The 18,227-nt window shown below is 73.2% G+C and carries 13 protein-coding genes; 6 read left to right on the forward strand and 7 right to left on the reverse strand.

What is annotated here, in order from left to right; all coding sequences use genetic code 11:
* Position 1: 1 nt before the first annotated feature.
* Together Actob_RS14185 and Actob_RS14190 are read left to right on the forward strand one after the other, a co-directional pair.
* Positions 2-841, forward strand: a complete 840-nt coding sequence (locus tag Actob_RS14185) for an SWIM zinc finger family protein (protein ID WP_284920632.1) — start codon at positions 2-4, stop codon at positions 839-841.
* An 80-nt stretch (positions 842-921) separates the two neighbouring features.
* A complete protein-coding gene (locus Actob_RS14190; RefSeq protein WP_284920633.1) occupies positions 922-1,638 on the forward strand; it encodes a hypothetical protein in 717 nt (238 codons plus the stop codon).
* 49 nt (positions 1,639-1,687) lie between these two features.
* Here the strand turns inward: Actob_RS14190 and Actob_RS14195 are convergent, their stop codons facing one another.
* From Actob_RS14195 to Actob_RS14205, 3 genes are all read right to left on the reverse strand, one after another.
* On the reverse strand, positions 1,688-3,097 hold the full coding sequence (locus Actob_RS14195) for an SDR family NAD(P)-dependent oxidoreductase (RefSeq protein WP_284920634.1): 1,410 nt from the start codon (positions 3,095-3,097) through the stop codon (positions 1,688-1,690).
* 211 nt (positions 3,098-3,308) lie between these two features.
* Positions 3,309-7,622, reverse strand: coding sequence for an MMPL family transporter (locus Actob_RS14200; protein ID WP_284920635.1), 4,314 nt, complete (start codon positions 7,620-7,622; stop codon positions 3,309-3,311).
* Between the two features lie 45 nt (positions 7,623-7,667).
* Positions 7,668-8,441 carry a hypothetical protein gene (locus tag Actob_RS14205; RefSeq protein ID WP_284920636.1) on the reverse strand — a complete coding sequence of 258 codons (774 nt, stop codon included), beginning with the start codon at positions 8,439-8,441 and terminating at the stop codon, positions 7,668-7,670.
* A gap of 241 nt (positions 8,442-8,682) precedes the next feature.
* Between Actob_RS14205 and Actob_RS14210 the strand changes: the two genes are divergently transcribed.
* Positions 8,683-9,261 (forward strand): FKBP-type peptidyl-prolyl cis-trans isomerase, encoded by a 579-nt coding sequence (locus Actob_RS14210; RefSeq protein ID WP_284920637.1) that lies wholly within the window; start codon positions 8,683-8,685, stop codon positions 9,259-9,261.
* Positions 9,262-9,273: 12 nt separating this feature from the next.
* On the opposite strand, the gene yaaA is transcribed toward Actob_RS14210, so the two are convergent.
* From yaaA to Actob_RS14225, 3 genes are all read right to left on the reverse strand, one after another.
* The gene (gene yaaA / locus Actob_RS14215; protein ID WP_284920638.1) at positions 9,274-10,080 is read right to left on the reverse strand and encodes a peroxide stress protein YaaA; all 807 of its coding nucleotides are present in this window, start codon (positions 10,078-10,080) and stop codon (positions 9,274-9,276) included.
* A gap of 89 nt (positions 10,081-10,169) precedes the next feature.
* On the reverse strand, positions 10,170-10,514 hold the full coding sequence (locus tag Actob_RS14220) for an STAS domain-containing protein (protein ID WP_284920639.1): 345 nt from the start codon (positions 10,512-10,514) through the stop codon (positions 10,170-10,172).
* Between the two features lie 56 nt (positions 10,515-10,570).
* A complete protein-coding gene (locus Actob_RS14225; protein WP_284920640.1) occupies positions 10,571-11,158 on the reverse strand; it encodes a TetR/AcrR family transcriptional regulator in 588 nt (195 codons plus the stop codon).
* Positions 11,159-11,210: 52 nt separating this feature from the next.
* Between Actob_RS14225 and Actob_RS14230 the strand changes: the two genes are divergently transcribed.
* Positions 11,211-11,996: a class I SAM-dependent methyltransferase gene (locus Actob_RS14230; RefSeq protein ID WP_284920641.1), complete on the forward strand. Its 786-nt coding sequence runs from the start codon at positions 11,211-11,213 to the stop codon at positions 11,994-11,996.
* Between the two features lie 225 nt (positions 11,997-12,221).
* Here the strand turns inward: Actob_RS14230 and Actob_RS14235 are convergent, their stop codons facing one another.
* A complete protein-coding gene (locus Actob_RS14235; RefSeq protein ID WP_284920642.1) occupies positions 12,222-13,910 on the reverse strand; it encodes a copper resistance CopC/CopD family protein in 1,689 nt (562 codons plus the stop codon).
* An 84-nt stretch (positions 13,911-13,994) separates the two neighbouring features.
* On the opposite strand from Actob_RS14235, the gene pgm reads away from it, so the two are divergent.
* Together pgm and Actob_RS14245 are read left to right on the forward strand one after the other, a co-directional pair.
* Complete coding sequence (gene pgm, locus Actob_RS14240; RefSeq protein WP_284920643.1) at positions 13,995-15,635, forward strand: phosphoglucomutase (alpha-D-glucose-1,6-bisphosphate-dependent); 1,641 nt, start codon at positions 13,995-13,997, stop codon at positions 15,633-15,635.
* Between the two features lie 46 nt (positions 15,636-15,681).
* The gene (locus Actob_RS14245) at positions 15,682-17,997 is read left to right on the forward strand and encodes a putative bifunctional diguanylate cyclase/phosphodiesterase (protein ID WP_284920644.1); all 2,316 of its coding nucleotides are present in this window, start codon (positions 15,682-15,684) and stop codon (positions 17,995-17,997) included.
* The last annotated feature ends 230 nt before the right edge of the window (positions 17,998-18,227 follow it).

An 18,227-nucleotide genomic window follows, 5' to 3' on the forward strand; every position in this document is an offset into this window, starting at 1 on the left:
CATGACTGATTTCGCACCCGCCTTTCTCGGCATGTTCGAGTCGCTGCGGATGGGGTCGACGTTCTCCCGCGGCCGCCGTGACGAGCGGGCCGGGCACGTCCGCAGCCTCACCGTCTCGTCCAGCCTGGCGGTCGCCCAGGTGCGCGGGCCGGACGATTCGACGGCGTTCCGGTCCCGGATCGCGGTCCGCGCGTTCGGCGCCGCCGACTGGGCGCGGGTGGAGTCGGCGCTGGTCAAGGAGGCGCGCTATGTGGCCGATCTGCTCGACGGGCGGATGCCGGCGGGGATCGAGGCGGTCTTCGCCGAGTCCGGGCTGACCCTGCTGCCGCTGTCGCTGGACGAGGTGGCGATGGACTGCACCTGTGAGCGGTGGCCGATGCCGTGCACGCACCTCGCGGCGACCTGTTACGCGCTGGCCCGGGCGTTCGAGACGGACCCGTTCGAGGTGTTCACCTGGCGCGGGCGGCATCGGGACGAGCTGTTGATGCGGTTGCGGCGGCTGCGGGAGGCGGCGGCCGTCGACGACGCCGGTGCGGCCTCGGCCGGTGCCGATCCGGGACAGGGCGGGTTCGCCGGTGCTGCCAAAACTGCCACCGAGGCGGAAAGCTCCGCGCGGGCGGAGGCCGGGCTGATCGACGCCGATGATGCCGACGCGTTCTGGGGCACCTTCCTCGATCTCGCCGAACCGCCTGATCACGCCGTCTCCGGCGGGCGGTCCGACGCGCTGCTCGACCAGCTCGATCCGCCCCGGCTCACGCATCACGGGCGTCCCATAAACGAGGTGCTTCGTGCCGCCTTCCGAAACCTTTCGGACACGCCGGGGGTCGGCCGAACGGATTAGATCCGGGGAAACCCCGAAACCGCTCGGGCCGCCATGATGCGCTGAACTCGTAATGGCGTTATGTCCGAAAAAGGTGTGACATGAACAAGGCACAGCGTTTCCTCGCGCTCGCCGGCATGGGTTTCGCCGCCGGCGCGATGATCAGCATGGGCCCGGCACAGGCCGCCCCGTCCACGACCCAGGCGTCCTCCGGCGGCGGTAGCGCCACCCGGGCGTCGGACTGGGGCGACGACCACGTGGTCGGCTACTACCGCACCGAGTGGTCGTGCGAGCGGGCCGGCTGGACCGGCAAGCGGTACGGCGCCTGGTACGACTACGACTGCGACCCGATCCGCTACGGCTGGCGCGGCTGGGTGTTCCGGCTGGTCGTCGACGAGGACGACTGGGGATGGGACGACTGGCGCGGGTCGTGGCCGGGGGACTGGCCGTACCGGCCGGACTACCTGGGGCGGCCGTTCCACATCGGCGGTCACCATAGGCCGCACGGTGGTCCGTTCGGCTTCCCGCACCACGGCGGGCCGATGGGTCACGACGATGACGACGGGCCGATGGATCACGACCACCACGGCGGGCCGATGGGCGGGCCGATGGGTCACGACCACCACGGCGGGCCGATGGGCGGGCCGATGGGTCACGACGACCACGACGGGCCGATGGGTCACGACGACCACGACGGTCCCAAGGGCCACGGCGGCCCCAAGGGGATGCCGAACGGGCCGAAGGATCTGAAGGACATGCCACCGAAGGGGATGCCTCCGCAGGGTCCCGGCGACAAGGCCGGCTGGCCGCAACCGTGAACGGGCACGCGGGCCGCACCCCCAGGGGCGCGGCCCGCGGCCGTTGTGGTCACCAGGCGACCGGGACGTAGTCCTTGAGGAAGCAGCCGTAGACGTCCTCGCCCTGCTCGCCGCGGACGATCGGGTCGTAGACGCGGGCGGCACCGTCGACCAGGTCGAGCGGAGCGTGGAAGCCCTCCTCGTGCAGGCGCATCTTGGTCGGGTGCGGGCGCTCGTCGGTGATCCAGCCGGTGTCCACGCTGGTCATCAGGATGCCGTCGGCGAACATGTCGACGGCGCTGGTGCGGGTCAGCATGTTCAGCGCGGCCTTGGCCATGTTGGTGTGCGGGTGGCCGGCGCCCTTGTACCCGCGGTTGAAGATCCCCTCCATGGCGGAGACGTTCACGACGTACCGCCGGGGGAACTTCGATCGGGTCATCGCCGGCCGCAGGCGACTGACCAGGATGAACGGCGCTGTCACGTTGCACAGCTGGACTTCGAGCAGTTCCAGCGGGTCGACCTCGTGCACCCGGTCGCTCCAGCTGTTCGTCGGCGTGGTGTCCGGCACCAGCCCGCCCGCGTCGATGGCCACCGACCGCGCGGTCAGCGCCAGCTCGGTGACCTGCTGCGCGGTGAGCGCCGACGTCCCCGCGGTCAGCACCGCCGCCGGCGAACTCCCGGCCGTGCCGAAGTACTCCAACTCGGGCAGCTTGCCGCTGGGCAGGGGCTCGGCCTCGGCGGCCGCGATCGCCGCGTACGACCCGGGGGTCCGGCGTACCGTCTGCGCCGCGTTGTTGATCAGGATGTCCAGCGGGCCGCGCGCCGCGACCGACTCGGCCAGCCCGACCACCTGCGCCGGGTCGCGCAGGTCGATCCCGACGACGTGCAGGCGGTCGATCCAGTCCGCGCTGTCCGGCATCGCGGTGAACCGCCGCACCGCGTCGTGCGGGAACCGCGTCGTGATCGTCAGATCCGCCCCGTCCCGCAGCAGCCGCAGCGCGATGTACATACCGATCTTGGCCCGGCCGCCGGTCAGCAGCGCCCGCCGCCCGCTCAGGTCGGTCCGCGCCTCGCGGCGATCGTGGTTGAGCTTCGCGCAGTCCGGGCAGAGCTGGTGATAGAACGCGTCGACCACGGTGTAGCGCTGTTTGCACACGTAGCAGCCACGAGCCTGCTTCAGTACGCCGGCGGTCGCCCCGGCGGTCGCGCTCTTCAGCGGGATCCCGGCGGTCTCGTCGTCGATCCGGCCCGGCGCCCCGGTCGCGGTCGCCGCGGTCACCGCCCGGTCGTTGTCCAGCACCGCCTGGCGCCGGTCCTTGCGCCGCTGGAGCTTCACGGTCTTGAACAGGGCCGCTGTCGCACGCCGCACGGACACCGCGTCCGGATGCTCCGGCGGCAGAGCCTCCACCTCGGCCAACACGGCGAGACAGACCGCCAGGCGGTCCGGGTCCACGCCCACGGTCGGGTCACTGCCGGTCATCCGTAACTTCCCCCTCTGCACCGCACTGACGGAGGCACTGTATTACCCGGCGCTCCTATCGGCCGCCACGCGCGTCCCCCAAGGGGTCTCGGTCACCACAAATGGGCGGCGGCGGCGCTCCGCGCGGTGCGGCCGACGCCCCGGGGCCCCGATACGCGCCGGCCCGCCGGGCGGGACCGGGCGGGCAGGCGGCGGGATGCTCGGTCAGGGGTCAGGACACGGTCGGGTCCGGGTCGGCCTCGCGGTCCGGGCGGCGACCGGCCGAGGCGGGGCCGCTGTTGGCGGGGCGATCGCCGGGTTCGGCCGGGTCACCGCCGTCGGCGCGGTCGTTGGTGGCCGGGTGGTCGCCGGGTGGAGTGTTGTCGTTGCCCCCGGTGCGGTCGCCGTTGGCCGGGCGTGGGCGATGCGGGCCGGGGGAGTGGTCGGCCAGCGTGGCGGGGCGGCGGGCCGGTGCTGTCGCGCCGGTCAGCCAATCGCTGAGGCTCTGCGGGCGCGGGCCGGCGGAGCTGGTGGGGCGGTTGTCGCCGGTCGGCAGGTCGCCGAGAGTCCGCGGGCGGACGGCGGCCGAGCTGACCGGGCGGTTGTCGTCGGCCGGCAGGTCGCTCAGGGTCCGCGGGCGCGCGGCCGGGGCTTCCGGTGCCGGGGTGCGCGGGGTGACCTCGCGGTTCTCGCCGGTCACCCAGTCGTCGAGGCTTTGCGGGCGGGGCTGGGCGGGGTTGCCGTGCAGCCATTCGTCCAAGGTCTGCGGGCGCCGGGTGGGTGCCGCGCTGACCGGGATCGAGCTGACCGGGGACAGGTCGCCGAGGGTTTGCGGACGTCGTTCGGGCTGGACCGGGCCGGCCGGTGGGGTGACGAGCGGCGAGGCGCCGGAGAGCCACTCGTCCAGGGTCTGCGGCCGGCGGCCGGATGCGCTGACGGGAGCGGCATCCGGGGCGGGGATGACGGCCGGCGTTTCCAGAGGTGGGTCGGCGGGCGTCGTGGCGGTGTCGATGGCCGGCTGGAGGCCCTGCGCTTGCTCCGGCTGGGCCTCCGCGACGGGCTCGGCCGGGGCCGGCGGGAGGTCCGGCGAGGTAGGTGCCTCGGTGGCGGCGGATTCCTCGACCGGGGTGGGCTCGGCGCTGCGAGGCGGGGGAGTGGGCAGGTCGCCCAGCGTGGAGGGACGGCTCGGCCGGGCGGGTGCGTCGGCGGCCGGCGCGGTGCCCAGCCAGTCGTCCAGGGTTTGCGGGCGGCGCAGGTCCGGCGGCTCCGGGGCGGTCTCAGGTTCCGCGGGAGTGGCGGACTTCGACGTGGTGGTGGGCAGGGCGGTTGTCGGGCCGGTCAACCAGGCGAAGTCGGGGGCGGACTCGCCGGTGGGCTCCTGGCCGCCGACGATGCCGGCGATCCGGGGGTCGGACATCCAGGTGAAGGCGTCGGCCACCGCCGCGGGGATCGCGCTGACCGGGGCGGGGTCCGGCTCCGGGGCGGGTTTCGAAGCGGCCGGCTCCGCGAGGGGCTCGGCGTCGGCCGCGGGTGCGGATTCCCGGGACGTGGCGGGCTCGGCGGCCGCGCCGGACCCAGTGGTGTCGCCGGCCGGGCTCTCGTCGGCGGTGTCGCTGGGCGGGATCTCGTCCGTGGCGGTGTCGTCGGCCGGGCTCGCGTCGGCGGTGGTGTCGCTGGGCGGAATGTCGTCGGTGGTGGTGTCGCTGGGCGGGATCTCGTCGGTGGTGGTGTCGCTGGGCGGAATGTCGTCGGTGGAGGCGACCTCGGACGGACTCTCCTCCGCCTCGGACAGGGTCTCGACGGCGGACTCGGCAGGCTGAGCAGGCTCCGCCAACTCACCGGGCTCGGAGGGCTCAGCGGGCTCAGTGGGGTCCGACAACTCGGTGGACTCGGAGGGCTCAGCCGACTCGACCGGTTCGGCGGGGAGGGCGTCGGCGTCGTCCGCCGAGGCCGCGACGGGATCCGGCTGATAGAGAGGAAGGAGTTGGGTGGCGTCGGCGGGTGGATTGTCCGCTATGAGTTCGTCGGCAGAGGGCTCTTCGTCGCTGGCTGCGTCATCCGGGGAAGCCGAGTGTGCATCGACCGGCGCGGAGGCGTCATCCGAGGAAGCGGACGATTCGGCCGCAGGATCCGAGGAAACGGACGAGTCGGAGTCGGAGCCGGCGTCGGAGTCGGAGCACGTGGCGGAAGAGTCGGAGGCGGAGGAAGAGTCGGAGGCCGGCGAAGGTTCGTCGGCGGAGTCACCGTTCCAGACCAGGATGGAGGTCTCGTCGGGGGCGGCCACCAGCGGCTCCTCGTCCGCCTTGATCACCGGCAGCACCGTGGTCACCGCGTTGGAAGCCGACAGGTGCGCCGCCACCGCCGCGTAGTCCAGCACCTCCGTCGCGGCGTCGGCGGCTGACGGCGTACCGGAAAGCGCAGCCGGCGAACCGGGAGCGGGCAGCGGATCCGGATCCGAGTGTTCCGCGAGGCCCGCCTTCTCCTGAAGGCGCCGCAGCGGCCCGGGTGCCCACCACGCCGCGTCCCCGAGCAGCGCGAGCACCGCCGGCACGAGCAGCATCCGGACCACCGTCGCGTCCAGCACCAGCGCGATGATCATGCCGACGCCGATGAAGCGCATGGTGGTGATCGCGGACAGCGCGAACGCGCCGGTGACCACGATCAGCAGCAGCGCGGCCGCGCTGATCACCCGGCCGGTGCTGGTCAGGCCGGTGCTGACGGCGTCCCTGGTGCTGGCGCCGCGGGTGCGCGCCTCCACCATCCGGGACAGCAGGAACACCTCGTAGTCGGTGGAGAGGCCGAACACCACGGCGGCCATCAGCACCACGATGCCGGCTTCCAGCGGCGCCGGGGTGACCGAGAGCAGCCCGGAGCCGTGGCCCTGCTGGAACAGCCAGACCAGCACGCCGAAGGTGGCGCTCAGGCTGAGCGCGCTCATGATCACCGCCTTGATCGGCAGCAGGATCGAGCCGAAGGCGAGGAACATCAGCAGCAGGGTGGCCCCGGCGAGCAGGCCGATCATCAGCGGCAGCTGGTCGCCGATCGCGTCGAGGCTGTCCACGTTGCGGGCGGTGACGCCGCCGACCAGGATCCGCGTTCCGGCCGGCGCCGGGAGCGCGCGGATCGCCTCGACCACCCGCCGGGACTCGGCGCTGAACGAGTCGGTGCCGGTCAGGGCCGCGTTCAGGACGGTGACGTCGCGCGCCGCGCCGGTCCGGTCCACAGCGGCGACGCTGGGGATCTTGGCGATGTCGGCGGCCAGGTGGCCGGCCGGGCCACGCAGCACGACCTGCACGCCGTCGCTGCTGAACTGCGGGTAGGACGACTTGAGCGTCTCCACGGCGACCCGGGCCGGGTCGCCGGCCGGGAGCACCCGCTCGTCGTTCTCGCCGAACCTGACGTCCTTGACCGGCAGCGCCAGCACGATCAGGCCGGCCAGGATCGGGATCGCCACGACTACCGGGCGGCGCAGCACGAACGCGGCGAGACCCTGCCAGCCACTGCCGGTCCGGGCGGCGAACGGCAGCCGGATCGGCAGCTTGTCGACGCGCGGGCCGAGGATCGCCAGGATCGCCGGGAGCAGGGTGAGCGAGAGCAGCATGGCGAGGAAGACGGCGGCCAGACCGCCGTACGCCAGCGACTTGAGGAAGCCCTGCGGGAAGAGCAGCAGGGTGGCCAGGGCGGTCATCAGCAGGGTCGCGGAGAAGACCACGGTACGGCCGGCGGTGGCCACGGTACGCCGTACCGCCTCGCCCGGCTCGTGCCCGGCGGCCTGCTCCTCCCGGAACCGTCCGACCATGAACAGCCCGTAGTCGATGGCCATGCCGAGCCCGAGCAGGCTGGCCACGTTGACCGCGAACGAGTTCACCTCGTGCCCGAGCGCGACGGCGTGCAGCACGCCCAGCGCGCCGAGCACCGAGCAGCCGCCGATCAGCACCGGCAACGACGCCGCGACCAGCGAACCGAAGATGACCAGCAGCAGGATCAGCACCACCGGCATCGAGACCATCTCGGCGAACCCGAGGTCGTCGGTGGACCGCTCGTTGGAGGCGTGTGCGAGCGGGATGCTGCCGGCCAGCTGTACGGTGGCGCCGTCGACGGCGAGGCGGTGCTCGATCTCGGCGTACGCGTCGGCCTTGGCCGCGTCGTCCGCGCCCGCCAGGCTGATCACCGCGACCGCGCTGGACTTGTCCTTCGCGGCGTACGCCGGGTTCCTCTTGTCCCAGAACGACGTGCTCGCGGTGACCGCGCCGGCGGGCAGCGAGGACAGCCGGGCCCGGATCCGCTTGCCGAGCGCGGCGTCGGTGATCGCGGTGCCCCCGGCCGGTGTGTAGATCGCGATCACGTCGCCGCCCTGGCCACCGATGGCCGCCGCGGCCACGTCGGCGGCCCGGGCCGACTCGCTCGTGGGATCGGCGTAGCCACCCTCGGTGAGCTGCCCGAAAACGCCCACGCCCCAGAGTCCGGCGCCGAGAACCGCCACGAGCGTGACGATCAGCACCGGCCAGCGGAGGCGGGCGACCCGCGATCCCCAGCCCGCGAACACCCTGTTCCCCTTTCCCGGCGGACACCGGTTAGTCACGAAAAATGCTCAGAAAAGAGTGGCCGCCTGGAGGGCCACCCCACCGCATCCGGAGCCGAACGACTCCTCGGTGATCCACTCGATGGAGATCTTGCCAGCCTCGGTGGCCTGGTAGTCGATGGTGTACTTGGCGGTCTCCAGCTCGTTCCCGCGCTGGACCATCGCCGAGGTCAGCGTCTTGCCGCCGGTGGAGAGCCGGAGTCGCAGCAGTCCCCGGGCCGCTGACACGCCCAGATAGAGGCGCAGCCGCATCGGGTTGGTGGTGGCCGGCGCGGAGAGCGTGAACCCGTTGCCCGCCCCGCAGGTGCGGATCCCGCTGGTCGTTCCCCGGTTGCCGGCCGCCGGGGTCCCGCCGCTCCACCGGAACCGTTGCGGGCTGAGCGTGTGCCGCTCGCGCGGGGCGTCCGGGGTGCCCTCCAGGATCGCGAAGCCGCCCTTGGCGCTGCGTTCCAGCGCGTACGGGCCGCCCTCGCCCCAGTGCACCCAGTCGATCTTGCCCTCGGCGGCCAGGTCGACGGTGTCCGGCACCCCGCCCTGCTCCACGACTATCGAGTCGACCGGCTTCGGGCTGGTCGAGGGGGACGGGCTGGGCAGCGGGATCGGCACCTGTGCCACCGGCGGATCGGTCACCTCGGCGACCACCGGCTCGGCGGGCACCGGCTCCTCGGCACGGCCGGCCCGCAGGACCAGGCCGACGGCGACCACGACGAGCACGCCGACCAGGATCACCGCGGCCGGGCCGAGATGGTCCCGCCAGCGCGGTCTGCCGGGTTCCAGCAGCACATCCGGCACCTCGGGGCGTCGACGGCGCAACGATTCTCCAGTGGCGGGGGCGTGGGACTCACGGAAAGGGAGGCGGTGAAACGATCTCATCTTCCCCGCGCAGGGTGAAGGGCGGGATCGGGTACCGCCCGTACGGTTGATCAACCGCCTCGGTGATTCGGCGGAGGTTCTTCGTGGCATTTCTGCCGCCTGCGAGTACGGTGTCCGAAGTTTCCGAACTGATCACCGGAGGAGCTGGCGGATGAGTGACCGGACCGTAGCGGCGGGCAAACGCCGTGGCCAGGCCATCGCGGGCGGGGTGGCCGGCGCGCTCGTCGTCGCGGTGCTCGCGATCGTCTTCTTCGTGGTGCGCTCCGGCGGCGACGACAAGCAGCCGAGCGTGGCCACCGCCGCGGCCCCCGCGACCGCCGCCGCCGACGCGACGACGGCCGCTCCGCAACCGGCGCCGAGCGGCGCCGCCGGCTCGCTCTCCCCCGAGCTGTCCAAGGAGCCGGAGGTCAAGCCGGGCACCGGCGGCCCGCTCCGCAAGCTGGTGATCACGCCGCTGGTGCGGGGCACCGGCCCGGTGGTCAAGGTCGGCCAGACGGTCACCTTCAACTACAAGCTGATCCCGTACGCCGGTGGCGCCGTCGTCGACTCGTCGTGGAGCCGCCACGAGCCGTTCACCTCGGTGGTCGGGGCCGGCCAGCTGATCAAGGGCTGGGACCAGGGCATCCCCGGGCAGCGGGTGGGCAGCCGGATCCAGCTGGACGTGCCGGCCGCGCTCGCGTACCAGAAGCAGGATCTCCGCTTCGTGGTGGACATCCTCGACGCCAGGTAGGCGTCCGGCCGGTCAGAGTTCCGCGACGACGATGTCGAGCTGGCGGGGTCGCCCCGCCGGCGCCGGCCGCTCCTCGACGGTGAAGCCCAGCTCCCGCATCGTGGTGACCAGCTCGTCCACCGAGCCGGGCGACGCGCCCTCGGTGGCCAGCGCGCGTACCAGCCGCCCCTTCGTGGCCTTGTTGAAGTGGCTCACCACGGACCGCTTCGGCACCCCGCCGACGACGCGCTCGTGCAGCACCCGCAGGGCCGCGACGCGACCCTCGGCCTCGACCGGCGGCGCCCACATCGCCGCGTAGGCGCCGGACCGCAGATCCAGTACCGGTCCGCCGGCCGCCGCCTGGTCGAGGGCCTTCCGCAGATTCTTCTTCCAGTACGCGGTCAGCCCGCCCAGCGCCGGCAACGTCACCCCGACCGAACAGCGGTAGGCCGGGATCCGGTCGCCGAGCCGGACCACGCCCCACAGCCCGGAGAAGACCACGGCCGTCTCGAACAGCCACTTGCGCGCCGCCTCGTCCAGCGACCCGGCGTCCAGCGCCTCGTAGAGCACCCCGGTGTACACCTCGACGGCCGGCGCGGCGGGCGCCACCGGCAGCTCCGCGTTGCGCGCCAGCTCACCCCGCTGCCCCTCGCTGAGCCCGAGCACGCGCAGCGAGTCGGCCACCGAGCGGGCGCTGGTCCGCTTGCACAGCGCCACCAGCCTGCTCTGCACCCGGGCCCGGGCGGTGCCCAGCTCGGGCAGCCACAGCGTGGTGTGGTCGACCGGTTCCCCGGTGGTGGCAGGGGTCTTCCCCTCGGACGGCGGCAACAGGATCAGCACGCCGCGACACTAGGACATGCCGGCGGCTCGCGGCCCGCGGACCCGCGTCCCGTCCGGTCCGCCCGCTCTCCGGTACGCCCGCAGCGGCGTCACATCACTTCGGGCCGGTCGGCCAGCGCGTCGTCAACCGTCGGGTACACACCCAGCCGGGTGGCCAGCCCGAGCGTGTCCAGCAACCGTTCCAGGAACTCGCCCGGTGCCGCCAGCCGCAGCCATCCGCCGGCCGCCTCGGCCCGGTTGTGGCCGACCACGAACGTGCTCAGGCCGATCGAGTCGCAGAACTCCACCCCGGCCAGGTCGACGACGATGTGCGGGCGCGGCGCGGCGAGTGCCTCGTTCAGGCACGCGGCCAGCTCCGGCGCGCTGTCCAGATCGAGGTTGCCCCGGACTTCCGCGACGACGGCGCCGGCCCGGTGGTTCAACGAGACGAACATGCCCCCGGTGTGCCCAGGAACCGGAGCGGGACTCGGTTTCGCCCGAATATTCAGCACTACGGGGAGGTTTGACTGAGCACCGAGGTGACCATCCGGTGCACCCGCTCGGGGCCGGGCGGCTCGCCGGTGCGGTCGGCGAAGAGCAGGTGCCCGGTTCCGATCAGCATCGCGGCGATCGTCTCCACCTCGGCGCCGGCCGGGATCCGGCCCAGGTCGCGCTCGGCCGCCAGGTAACCGGCGATCATCTCGGCCGCCTCGGTGAGCACCGGCACCCCGGCCGGCCAGGTGCGGCGCAGCCGGGCGCGCAGCCCGTCCCGGAAGGTGACCAGCGCGACGATGGCCACCGCCACCGACTCGAAGACGGCGGTCAGCGTGGTGGTCAGGTTGCCGGCCACGGTGCCGCTGCCGGCCGTCTCGCGCAGCGCGGCCGCCTCCGGGGCCAGCCGCTCGACCCGGTCCAGCACGTAGTCGGCGAGGAACGCGTCGAAGTCGTCGAAGTGCCGGTGCAGGACACCCTTGGCGCAGCCGGCCTCGGTGGTCACCGCCCGGCTGGTCAGCCCGCTCGGCCCGGCCCGCAGCAGGATCCGGTCGGCGGCCTCGAACAGCTGGCGGCGCACGTCGCGCAGGGCAACCCCGGTTGGCACCAGGTCAACCTACCGCCTTCCGTAGTGGGCGCTTGCCCATTAGAGTGGGCGCATGCCCACTCATCGGTACCGCCAGGCCGCCGAGTCGTTCGGCGTCGACGCCGCGCGCTACGACCGCACCCGTCCGCCGTACCCGGCCGAGCTGCTCCGGCGGATCCTCGACGCGTCCCCGGGCCGGGCCGTGCTGAACGCCGGCTGTGGCACCGGCATCGAGGCCCGGCAGCTGCGCGACCTCGGCTGCACCGTGCTCGGGGTCGAGCCCGATCCCCGGATGGCGGCGTTCGCCAGGTCCACCGGGATCGCCGCGGAGGTGGCCACGCTGGAGGACTGGGATCCGGCCGGTCGCACGTTCGACCTGGTCGTCGCGGGGACCGCGTGGCACTGGATCGATCCGGTGGCCGGTGCCGCGAAGGCCGCCGCGGTGCTGCGCCCGGGTGGCCGGCTGGCCCCGTTCTGGCACACGTTCAAGCTGCCGGACGAGCTGGCGGCCGGGTTCGGCGAGGTCTACCGGCGGCTGGTGCCGGACTCGCCGTTCCAGCTCGGCCGGATGCCGGCCGGATCGGCGCTGGACGGATACCGGCCGATCCTGGACCGGGCGGCGGAGGGCATCCGGGCGGCCGGCGGCTTCGGCGAGCCCGAGCTGTGGCACGTCGACTGGGATCGGGAGTACACCCGCGAGGAGTATCTGGACCAGCTCCCCACGTCCGGGGCGCTCACCCGGGTCGCCCCGGCCCAGCTCGCCGAGATCCTGGACGCGGTCGGTGAGCGGATCGACCAGCTCGGCGGCACCTTCGTCATGAGCTACACCTCGGCCGCCGTCACCGCCTCCCGCCGCTGACCCCGGCTGGTCGGCACGGTTGTCTCAGGGCGGTGGAGACCACCGTGAGGACCAGCCCGGGGTGGCGGCCGTGGGCTGCTGCTTCCGGGCTGGTGCTGGTGGTTGTCTCCGGGCGGTGGAGACCACCGTGAGGACCAGCCCGGGGGTGACGGTCGTGCGGCGCTGGGTGCGGCTGGTGGTGGGGGTTGTCTCAGGGCGGTGGAGACCACCGTGAGGGCCAGCCGGTCAGGGCTTCGGGGGCACGGTGACGGTGGTTTTGACGGTGGCACGGTTGAGGTCGTCGACGCGGATGGTGAAGGCGATCTCATAGGTGCCGGGCAGCGGGAACGAGACCGACCCGAGCGCGTGGTGCGGCGGGTTCAGGCCCAGCAGCGGCTCCTTCACCGCCTCCAGGCCCTGGCCGGCGAGCTGGGTGCTGATCTGCCACTCGGCCGGCGGCAGCGGCTTGCCCTCCGGCGTGTAGAGGAACGCGTGCACCGTGTTGTACTCGCCCAGCTCCACCGGATAGATGTTGAACTGCAGCGTGTAGAGCGGGCAGGTGAGCGTCTGCGACACCCCGTCGCCGGTGACCGCGCCGGCCTGGGCCTCCGCGGTGCGCCCCGGATCCACCTGGACCAGGACCGCGCTCAGCGCCAGGATCACCGCGGTGGCGGCCACCTCGATGCCGACGGTGCGGCGCAGCCCCGGGCCGGCCTCGGAGCGGCGCACGAACCGCCGGGCCACCGCGGCGGCGACCAGCACCAGCACCAGGATGCCGAGCTTGGCGAGCAGCAGCCGGCCGTACCCGGTCCCGGTCAGCGCGGCCGGCGTGCCCACCTGGATCACCGCCTGCACCACGCCGGCCAGCGCCAGCCAGATCACCGACAGGGTCGCCCAGCGGGACCAGACCGGCAGCAGCACCCGCAGCACCCGGCGGTCGGTGCCGCGCAGCAGGATGGCGAGCAGCGTGACCAGGCCGCCGATCCAGACGCCCATCGCGGCCAGGTGCACCACGCCGACGGTGACCGTGACGGCCGGCATCGGTGCGGCGATCGCGTGCCCGGTCAGCGGCCAGGTGGCCAGTCCGGCCAGACCCAGGAGCACGATCAAGATCCGATTCGGGTACGCCCACCGCGGCTGCTCCCGGCGCGGCTCCCGTGCCCGGTCCGCGAGCGGCCGGCGCTCCCGGGCGAACCGGGCGCCGAGCAGCCCGCCCAGGACCAGCAGGATCGCCAGCCGGGCCAGCAGGATCAGGCCGAACCTGCTGGCCGCCACCTCGCCCAACTCGCCGGCGGACACCTGCCAGAGCGCCGCACCGCTGCCCTGCTGCGCCTGGCTGCCGAGCGCGCCGAGGGTGGCCACCACGGTCAGCGCCAGGCCGGTCCACACCAGCCGGATCGCGCCCGCCCGGGAACGGCGCGGTGGCCAGAGGAAGAGCAGGAACATCAGCGGGCCCACGATCAGCGTCAGTCCGGCGTACCCCAGGAAACGGATCGTGGGAACGGCGATCCGGACCGAGGGATGGGTCCCGATCGCGGCCGCGGCCTGCGGTCGCGCCGAGGGCGCGCCGACCGAGAAGGTGATGGCGCCACCCACCGGATGGCTGTCCGCGGAGATCACCCGGAAGCTGATCAGGTACGTGCCGAGCGGGTGCGCGGCGGTGCGGACCGGGATGTGCAGCACCGCGCCGCGGGCCGTGGCCAGGCCGGAGATGCGCTCGCCGTCCGGCGCGACCACCTGGATGTGCCCGCCGACCGGGGTGATCGCCTCGCTGAAGGTGACGGTGACCTCGGTGGGTGAGGTGCCCACCACACTGCCCGGCGCCGGGCTCGACCCGACGGTGGCGGCGTGCGCGAGAGCCGGCTCCGGGATCGCCAGGATCGCGCCGAGGGCGATCAGGAGCAGTAGAAACAGGCGCGGAAGTCTCCCGGTCACGCAGGATAGTTCGGATCGGGGTGCGGAAAGGTTCAAGATGCCCGCGGCTGGATACGATCCGGGAAACCCCGAGGAGGCCACGCCATGTCCGTCCACGCCCGTGCCGGCAAGCCCGCCGAGTCGTCCGACCTGATCGACGTGCCGCAGGTCATCTCGCGCTATTACACCGAGCATCCGGACCCGGCCGAGGTGGGTCAGCGCGTCGCGTTCGGCACCTCCGGGCACCGCGGATCGAGTCTGGGCACCGCGTTCAACGAGGACCACATCGCGGCCACCAGCCAGGCGATCGTCGAGTACCGGCGGGAGCAGGGCATCGAGGGCCCGCTCTTCCTGGGCCGGGACACCCACGCGCTGAGCGAGCCGGCCCAGGTGACGGCGCTGGAGGTGTTCGCCGCCAACGGTGTCACGGTGCTGATCGACAGCCGTGACGGGTACACCCCGACGCCGGCGGTATCCCACGCCATCTTGGCTTTCAACACGAAAAATCGGGCTAAAGCGGATGGGGTGGTGGTCACTCCCTCGCACAACCCGCCGGCCGACGGCGGCTTCAAGTACAACCCCCCGAACGGGGGCCCCGCCGACACCGACGCCACCAGGTGGATCCAGGACCGGGCGAACGAGTTGATCGCCGGCGGGCTCAAGGACGTGCACCGGGTGACCGCCGCGCAGGCCCGTGAGTCGGCCAGCGTCTCCGGCTACGACTTCCTCGGCAGCTACGTCGACGACCTGCCCTCGGTGATCGACATCGAGGCGATCCGGAGCGCCGGCGTCCGGATCGGCGCCGACCCGCTCGGTGGCGCCAGCGTCGCCTACTGGGGCGAGATCGCCGACCGGCACCGGCTCGACCTGACAGTGGTCAACCCGGCTGTCGACCCGCGCTTCGGCTTCATGACCCTGGACTGGGACGGCAAGATCCGGATGGACTGCTCGTCGCCGTACGCGATGGCCTCCCTGATCGAGCAGAAGGACCGCTTCCAGATCGCCACCGGCAACGACGCCGACGCCGACCGGCACGGCATCGTCACCCCTGACGGCGGCCTGATGAACCCGAACCACTACCTCGCCGTCGCCATCGACTACCTCTACCGGGTGCGCGACGGCTGGCGGGCTGACGCCGGCATCGGCAAGACCCTGGTCTCCTCCTCGATGATCGACCGGGTCGCCGCCGACCTGGGCCGCAAGCTGATCGAGGTGCCGGTCGGCTTCAAGTGGTTCGTGCCCGGCCTGCTGGACGCGTCGATCGGGTTCGGTGGCGAGGAGAGCGCCGGGGCGTCGTTCCTGCGGCGCGACGGTGGCGCGTGGAGCACCGACAAGGACGGCATCCTGCTCGACCTGCTGGCCTCCGAGATCATCGCGACCACCGGCAGGACGCCGAGCGAGCACTACCGCGAGCTGGCCGCCAGGTTCGGTGAGCCGGCCTACGCCCGGATCGACGCACCGGCCACCCGCGAGGAGAAGGCGGTCCTCGGCAAGCTGTCGCCCGAGCAGGTGACCGCGAAGGAGCTGGCCGGCGAGCCGATCACCGCGGTGCTGACCAGCGCGCCCGGCAACGGCGCGGCGATCGGCGGGCTCAAGGTGGTGACCGGCAACGGCTGGTTCGCCGCCCGCCCGTCCGGCACCGAGGACGTCTACAAGATCTACGCCGAGTCGTTCCACGGCCCGGACCACCTGGCCCGGATCCAGGAGGAGGCCCGCGCGGTGGTGTCCGCGGCACTCCGCGGCTGACCGTTCGGCTCAGATCCGGGCCCGGACGGCCGACTGGTAAGCCATCATGAGCGGACGCGAGACTGCCGGTGACCGGCCACGAGCCGGCGGCCTCGCGCCCGCCGCCGTCGCGCTCGCCGCCACCCTGGCGGTGCTGCTCTGGCTGCTGGCCGGCACCCCCGGCACCCTGTACTGGGGCTTCGCCGGCGCCCCGGTCGCCATGGTGCCGGCAATCGTCGCCTGCCGGGCGATCGGCTCGCAGGTGCGGCTGGCCCGGCCGGTCCGGTCGTTCTGGCGGCAACTCCAGGTGGCGTGCACGTTCCTGCTGGCCGCCGGGGTGATCGCGCTGTGCCGGGCGAACAACGAGACCGGGCTGTCGCCGTACATCGGTGTTCCGGCGCTCCTCGGCGTCCTGCTGCTGATCGTCGCGTTCCTGCGCCTGCCGATCGGCGAGCGCACGGTGCTCGGATGGTGCCGCGCCCTCCTGGACGGCGCCACCGTCGCCGTCGCCGGCACGCTCGTCTTCTGGTACGTCGTGTTCGACCTGGCCCCGGCCGGCACCTCGCTGGTGGCCCGGGTGGCCGCCGCGGCGGTCGGGGTCGGCGGCGTGCTGCTGCTCGTGGTGATCGGCAAGGCGGCCGCGGCACCCGGCGCCGCCGTGCACCCGGCGTCCCTGCGCCTGCTCACCGTCGCCCCGATGGCCGGCGTCGCCAGCGGCGCCCTGCTGATCACCGGCCCGGACGCGGGCCGGCTGGCCCTGTCCGTGCTGGCGCTCCCGCTGGTCGGGCTCGCCGTGACCGGGGCGGCGCTGCTGCAGCGGCGCTCGCTCGGCGCGCCGGCCCGCCCGGCCACCGGTACGGCCGGCCGCTCGGTGTTCAACCTGCTGCCGTTCGTCGCGGTCACCGCCACCGCCGTCCTGGTGATCAGCGTCAGCGCCCGGGACATGAACGCCCGCCAGCGCACCGTGATCGTCGGGGCGGTGCTGATCGCCGGCTTCGTCGTCGCCCGCCAGCTGCTCAGCCTGCGCGAGAACACCCTGGCGCTGCGTGGCATCCGCCGCCAGCAGGCCGAACTGGAACGGCTGGCGCTCAGCGACACCCTGACCGGCCTGCCCAACCGCACCCGGTTCGGCGTCGCCCTGGCGGACCGCCTGGAGAACCGGCAGCCGGCCACCGCGCTGCTGATCGACGTCGACGACTTCAAGATGATCAACGACACGCTCGGCCCGGCCGCCGGCGACCAGCTGCTCTACCACGTGGCGCAGCGCCTGCGCGAACACTGCCTGCCCGGCGAGCTGCCGGCCCGGCTCGGCGGCGACGAGTTCGCGGTGCTGCTGCCGGACGAGGAGCCGGCGGCGGTGGAGGCGGCCGCGGCCCGGCTGCTGGCCGCGCTCGGCGAGCCGTTCCGGGTCGGTGACCAGCAGCTCCTGGTGCACGCCAGCGCCGGCATCGCGGTGGCCGGCACCGGTGAGACCGCCGACGAGGTGCAGCGCAACGCGGACATCGCGATGTATGCCGCCAAGGAGTCCGGCAAGGCGTCCTGGGTGCGCTTCGAGCCGCGGATGCGCCAGGACATGGTGCACCACGCCCGGCTGGCCAGCGAGCTGCACAACGCGATCGTCCGGGGCGAGCTGCGCCTGGTCTACCAGCCCGTCTTCGACCTGGTCACCGGCCGGTTGGCCGGCGCCGAGGCGCTGGTCCGCTGGCAGCACCCGGTGCGCGGCTTCGTCTCGCCCGCCGACTTCATCCCGGTCGCCGAACGCTCCGGCCTGATCGTCCCGCTCGGCGCCTGGGTGCTGCGCGAGGCGTGCGCCCAGCTGTCCCGCTGGCGGGCCGCCCACGGTGCCGCCGCCATCGAGTCGATCAACGTGAACGTCGCGGTCCGCCAGCTGCGCGAGGCCGGCTTCGTCGACGAGGTGGCCGCGGTGCTCAGCGAGCACGGCCTGACCTCCGGCAACCTGATCCTCGAGGTCACCGAGTCGTCGGTGGTCGACGGCTGGCAGGTCCGGGACACCCTGCGGGCGCTGCACGAGATGGGCGTCCGGCTGGCCCTCGACGACTTCGGCACCGGCCAGTCGTCGCTCAGCCTGCTCCGCGAGTTCCCCGTCGACGTCCTCAAACTGGACAAGTCGTTCGTCGACGGCATCGCCTCGGGCGCCGACCGCGGGCGGCTCGCGGTCGCCGCGGCGGTCGCCCAGCTCGCCGAGTACCTGCAGCTCAAAACGGTCGCCGAGGGCATCGAGAACGCGGAGCAGCGGGACCGGCTGCGGGAGATGGGCTACCGCTATGGCCAGGGTTACTTCATGGCCAGGCCACTGCCGGCCGAGGAATGCGGCGCGCTGATGTCCGCCACGCCGGTTCCGGCTCGCTTCACGTCCGCCTGAAACCCGCTTCCGGTACGCCCACCCGCCCCGCCCGGTCGGCGCTGGTGCGTGTCCGGGCCGGGCTGGCGGTCATGGTGGTCTCCGCGGTCGGGAGGGCACCACCACGACCAGCCGGTGTCGTGGGCTGGTGGTGACGGTGGTCTCCGGGGTCGGGAGAGCACTCCCACGACCAGCTGGTGTCGTGGGCTGGTGGTGACGGTGGTCTCCGGGGTGCGGAGAGCACCGTGACG

The sequence above is a fragment of the Actinoplanes oblitus genome (genome assembly GCF_030252345.1).
In the GTDB taxonomy this organism is placed as follows: Bacteria; Actinomycetota; Actinomycetes; order Mycobacteriales; family Micromonosporaceae; genus Actinoplanes; species Actinoplanes oblitus.